3 protein-coding genes and 4 tRNA genes are annotated in these 4,355 nt (G+C 57.5%); all 7 read left to right on the forward strand.

Annotation, left to right across the window (positions count from 1 at the left end):
• Positions 1 to 182 (forward strand): hypothetical protein (locus DWV32_RS10445; RefSeq protein ID WP_222847444.1); only part of this gene is annotated, 182 nt, incomplete at its 5' end.
• A 65-nt stretch (positions 183 to 247) separates the two neighbouring features.
• Positions 248 to 337 (forward strand) — tRNA-Leu (locus DWV32_RS09835).
• Between the two features lie 59 nt (positions 338 to 396).
• A complete protein-coding gene (locus DWV32_RS09840) occupies positions 397 to 2,742 on the forward strand; it encodes a GAF domain-containing SpoIIE family protein phosphatase (RefSeq protein ID WP_117758025.1) in 2,346 nt (781 codons plus the stop codon).
• Positions 2,743 to 2,820: 78 nt separating this feature from the next.
• A complete protein-coding gene (locus DWV32_RS09845) occupies positions 2,821 to 3,567 on the forward strand; it encodes an anti-sigma factor antagonist (protein ID WP_117758026.1) in 747 nt (248 codons plus the stop codon).
• A gap of 105 nt (positions 3,568 to 3,672) precedes the next feature.
• A tRNA-Gly gene (locus DWV32_RS09850) sits at positions 3,673 to 3,748 on the forward strand.
• A 34-nt stretch (positions 3,749 to 3,782) separates the two neighbouring features.
• Positions 3,783 to 3,856 (forward strand) — tRNA-Cys (locus tag DWV32_RS09855).
• A gap of 42 nt (positions 3,857 to 3,898) precedes the next feature.
• A tRNA-Gly gene (locus tag DWV32_RS09860) sits at positions 3,899 to 3,974 on the forward strand.
• Positions 3,975 to 4,355: the final 381 nt, after the last annotated feature.

The following is a 4,355-nucleotide window of genomic DNA, read 5'->3' on the forward strand; positions in this document are numbered from 1 at the left end:
CCGGCGCATTCCGCAGGGGGAGCGATATTTTGCAGCACGAAGTGCGCAGCAAAATATCGCTCATGCCCGAGGACGCGCCGGGAGGCAGCACCGATTCGGGGCCGGACATGCGGATCTACCTGCGCAATTACAAATTCGAAAACTTTTTTGAAAAAAGTGCTTGCACAGTTCTCGAATCATAGGTTATTATCTTCCTCGTTGAACGCGCGGGTTCAACAAAACGAACCGCGAATCAACAACATAGCATGTCGGAGTGGCGGAATTGGCAGACGCGCTAGCTTGAGGTGCTAGTGACCGCTTTTTGGTCATGCGGGTTCAAGTCCCGCCTCCGACACCATCGCATTTGAGAAGCCTCTTCGGAGGCTTTTTTGTTACCGATAGACGGTGGGGTCCACGATGGAAACGCTTGAACGCAACGAGTGGGCAGACGTTGCCCAACTAGTCGAGATCACGAGCGATGCTGTCATCATCTGCGAGCTCGACGGAACCATTCTGCATGTGAATAATCGCTTACTTGGTTTGATGTGCGAGGAACGCGCCGACGTCATCGGTGGAGATGTTAAAGACGTCCTGTACTCGTCCGCTTTTGAACGTGCGACGGAACATCGTCTGCCATTTGATACTGATGGCTCCGAGAACGAACTGATGCTCAAGCTAAGTGACGGCTCTTTTATTCCCGTCTTGGTTCGTGCGGGCTCCGTAACGCCTCCACGCATCTTTGGGCGCCGCGCACCACGTGTCCTGGTGGCGCTTCACAGTATCGAGGAACAGTATTCTCACGACCGTCAGCTCAAGCGTGCGTTATCGGAGCTTAGAGTGGCGAACAAGCGTCTCTCTGGGACGCTCTCGGTCATTATGAGCACTGTGGGCTCCGATGAGTTACCCAGCCTGCTTGATACCGTTTTGAACCAGCTTGTAGGAACGCTCGATGCTTCGGGTGCCGCTATCTATTTTTCTGAGAGCGGCGGCTTTAAGCTTCGTGGTGTTTCCAAGGAGCTGTACGACAGCTACCTGCCCGAGTTTTTGCCGTATGGCGCTGGCATTCCGACGTATGTTCTTCGCGAGTCGCGCGCCTGTCGCTTGTCGATCCAACAGGACCTTGAGGGCGACCGGGTTGCTTCGGGTATGTTCATTGATTTGGACAATCGTTCCAAACACTTGCTGCGCGTGCAGGATATGCCTCCGTATCGCAGTGAGATCTGTCTTCCCGTGTTTTACGGCACGCAGGTGCTCGGTGTGTTGGAGGTCGGTTGGAAACGTCCACAGGCGCCACTTGCCTATGACCTTAACGTGCTCGAGGTCATCTGCGATTACCTGTCTATTCAGATGGTCGGCATGGTATCGAGCCTTCGCTCCCGTCGCACGGCCGAGCTTGGCCGCTCGCTCAATGTCTTGCGGGATGAGTTGTTTACCTTTCTAGACGATTCCGCCGCGGCTACCCAGGCGGTATCGTCCGAGATCTGCAATATGCTCAACTGCCATTTTTGCCCTATTGAGTATGACGCCAGGCTGGATTCCTACGTCATAGATTTTGAAGGCGGCAGTCGCGTTAATTTGCCGGGCGATCCGGAGTCGCTCTTCTTTTCTGTCACGACGCCGGCAGCGCGCCTGGGATCAGCTTCCGATGGGTTCGAGACGTCGGTGCTGGGCGGGACGAGCGCTGACGATCTCAAGCACGTGCGCCTAACGCGCGTGGATGAATCCACGCCTATGGGTGCATGGCTGAGAGCCCACGGCCTGCCGTGTCAGGGACTGTATGTCGACTCCGGTATCGAGGCGGGGCGCTATCGCTCGGAGGCGGATGACAAGCGAAACAACGATGCGATCGTTCACGCTGATGTCGCAAAGGGGCCGACAACGCGCGCCTTGCTGCTCCGTGATGGCAGCCAGGAACCAATCGACGACCTTGAATACGACTACATGGTGCATTTGGCTCACGATTTTGAGCTGATCTATGAGGGTGAGTCTCAAAAGCGCGAGGAGCGTCATATCGCTCAGACGCTTCAGATCGGCATGAGAAATTCGCTTGGTGACGTTCCGGGAATCGCCGCCGATTCGGTGTACCTGTCGGCCACGAACTCGGCGTTGGTCGGCGGCGATTTCTATACGCTCATCCGTCTTCCCGACGATTGCGCCGTCATGATTCTGGGCGATGTGTCTGGCAAAGGCATTGAGGCTGCATCGATGTCCGCACTCGTCAAGACGGCCCTGACGGCATATGCCTGGGAGGGCGCTGGACCGGCCCGCATGGCACGCTCTCTTAACAGCATGCTCATGGGCTTTTCGAGGGTCGAGACGTTCGTGACGGCCTTTATCGCCAAGATTGACCTTAAAGCCGGACGCGCAACGTATTGTTCGGCGGGCCATCCTCCGACCATGGTCATCAGGCCAGAGTCGATGCCGCTGGGTGGCGGCGAGGCTCGTGGGGGAGAGGTCGAGCTGCTTGGATGCCAATCGGGGGTAATCGGTGCCTTTGAGAGCATGGTGTACGAGACAGGCGTGTTTACGTTCGCTCCTGGTGACATGCTATTTATGTACACCGACGGAACAATCGAAGCGCGTGACCGCTCGGGTGCTTTCTTTGGCGAGCAGCGCCTTCGCGACCTTCTGCTCTCTGTCTCGGGTGAGGGCGTGTCGGGCATTTGCGGCAAGGTCTTGGGCGAGCTTGACCGATTTACCGAATCGGCGCTGGACGATGACATTGCATTGGTGTCCCTTGAGTTTTTACGGGGTCGTTCATAGACGACGCTGGGCGGGCTGAATCCGTACGGTTGGGGAAACGAATGCATCGAGTGGGCTTTTTTGGGGAACCATGGTCGTATGAATGAGTGGAATGACATAGCGGTTTTGACGCCACCAGGCGATATCGACATCGCCACGGTGCCTGCGCTGCGTCGGCGGTTGGATGCTTTGATTGGCCGCGGCGTGCGTCGTGTCGTCATCAACTGTCAGGCTGTTAGCTTTATCGATTCGACGGGCTTGGCATTCCTGCTTACGCGCGCTCGTGAGCTCATGAGGCGAGAAGGCCTGCTTTCGCTCGTCAATGCATCGGGTGAAGTTGTTCGCTTTTTGGAGATTGCTCGTCTTGTCGATATCCTTCATGTCGCGGGGCCGGCACGGGAGTCTATTCCCGCCATTCCGGTGGGGGAGCTGCCTCGCTGGAGTAAGAGCGTCGAGGTCCGTCAGGGTATCGAGAATCTTCCATACTACCGACATCGCATCGCCGAACTCCTTGAATCGCTTCCGTTGCGCCGCGACGAGCGCTACGATGTCGCATTGGCGTCGGGGGAGGCGCTGGGTAATGCCTATGACCATGCGGGCGGTATCGGGTGCGTCCTGACGGTTCAGGCCTATGGCGATCGCGTTGTGGTTGAGGTGCTTGATCGAGGTGCCGGCTATTCTATCGATGAAACGAGCGAACCGGTCGCATCTGAGGAGCGCGGCCGTGGTATCAAGCTTATGCGTATGCTCGTCGATAACGTGGAGGTTGCTCATCGTACGGACGGCGCCGGCACGCGCGTGCGGATGGTGAAGCTGTTTAGCGGAGCGCTGGAATCGTGTGCCTAGCCAATCGCTTTAGCGCGTTTAGCTACTAAGAACATGCGGCAGACAAGTTTTTTGAAAAAAGTACTTGCGTCTTTTGGACAACTCGCGTAAATTAATAACCCGCAAGCGGACATGGCTCAGTTGGTAGAGCACAACCTTGCCAAGGTTGGGGTCGCGGGTTCGAGCCCCGTTGTCCGCTCCATTGCATTTCCGGACCGTTTAGGCGGTCCTTTTTCGGCGAAGTGGCCAAGTGGTAAGGCAGAGGCCTGCAAAGCCTTTACCCCCGGTTCGAATCCGGGCTTCGCCTCCAGGCAACATCCGGGCGCTCCGGCGCCCGTTTTGTTTTACATATGCGGACATGGCTCAGTTGGTAGAGCACAACCTTGCCAAGGTTGGGGTCGCGGGTTCGAGCCCCGTTGTCCGCTCCAAACGCAGCAGCCCGACTACTACGGTAGCCGGGCTTTTTCGTACCCATCGCTTGGGCTCGAACCCGAGAGGGAGCGAGCGTTAAGCAAACGCGGAGCGTTTGTAGCGAGCTGGCGAGGTCGCCGGCAGACGGCCGAAGCCGGTGCGGATCCGCGAAGCGGATACGCGGACGCCCCGTTGTCCGCTCCAACTATCTTACGCGGTTCTAACGAACCGCGTTTTTTGTTGACGCTGCGCGGGCCCCGGGCACCCCATCTTGCCCCTCAATCGTCGGTCGCGTACATAAAGTACGCTTCCCTCCTCTTTCGCGGCAACTTGGGGCACCCGGAGCCCGCTCGCTCATATGACCCAATCCACTGTCAAGGGCCACAATGGCCCCGCCG

The sequence above is a fragment of the Collinsella sp. AF04-24 genome (genome assembly GCF_003465685.1).
Lineage (GTDB): Bacteria > Actinomycetota > Coriobacteriia > Coriobacteriales > Coriobacteriaceae > Collinsella > Collinsella aerofaciens_AP.

What these genes read in the sequence shown, in the direction of transcription:
- DWV32_RS09840 (WP_117758025.1), top strand. Translation starts at nt 397, where the DNA reads ATGGAAACGCTTGAACGCAACGAGTGGGCAGACGTTGCCCAACTAGTC.
- DWV32_RS09845 (WP_117758026.1), top strand. Translation starts at nt 2,821, where the DNA reads ATGAATGAGTGGAATGACATAGCGGTTTTGACGCCACCAGGCGATATC.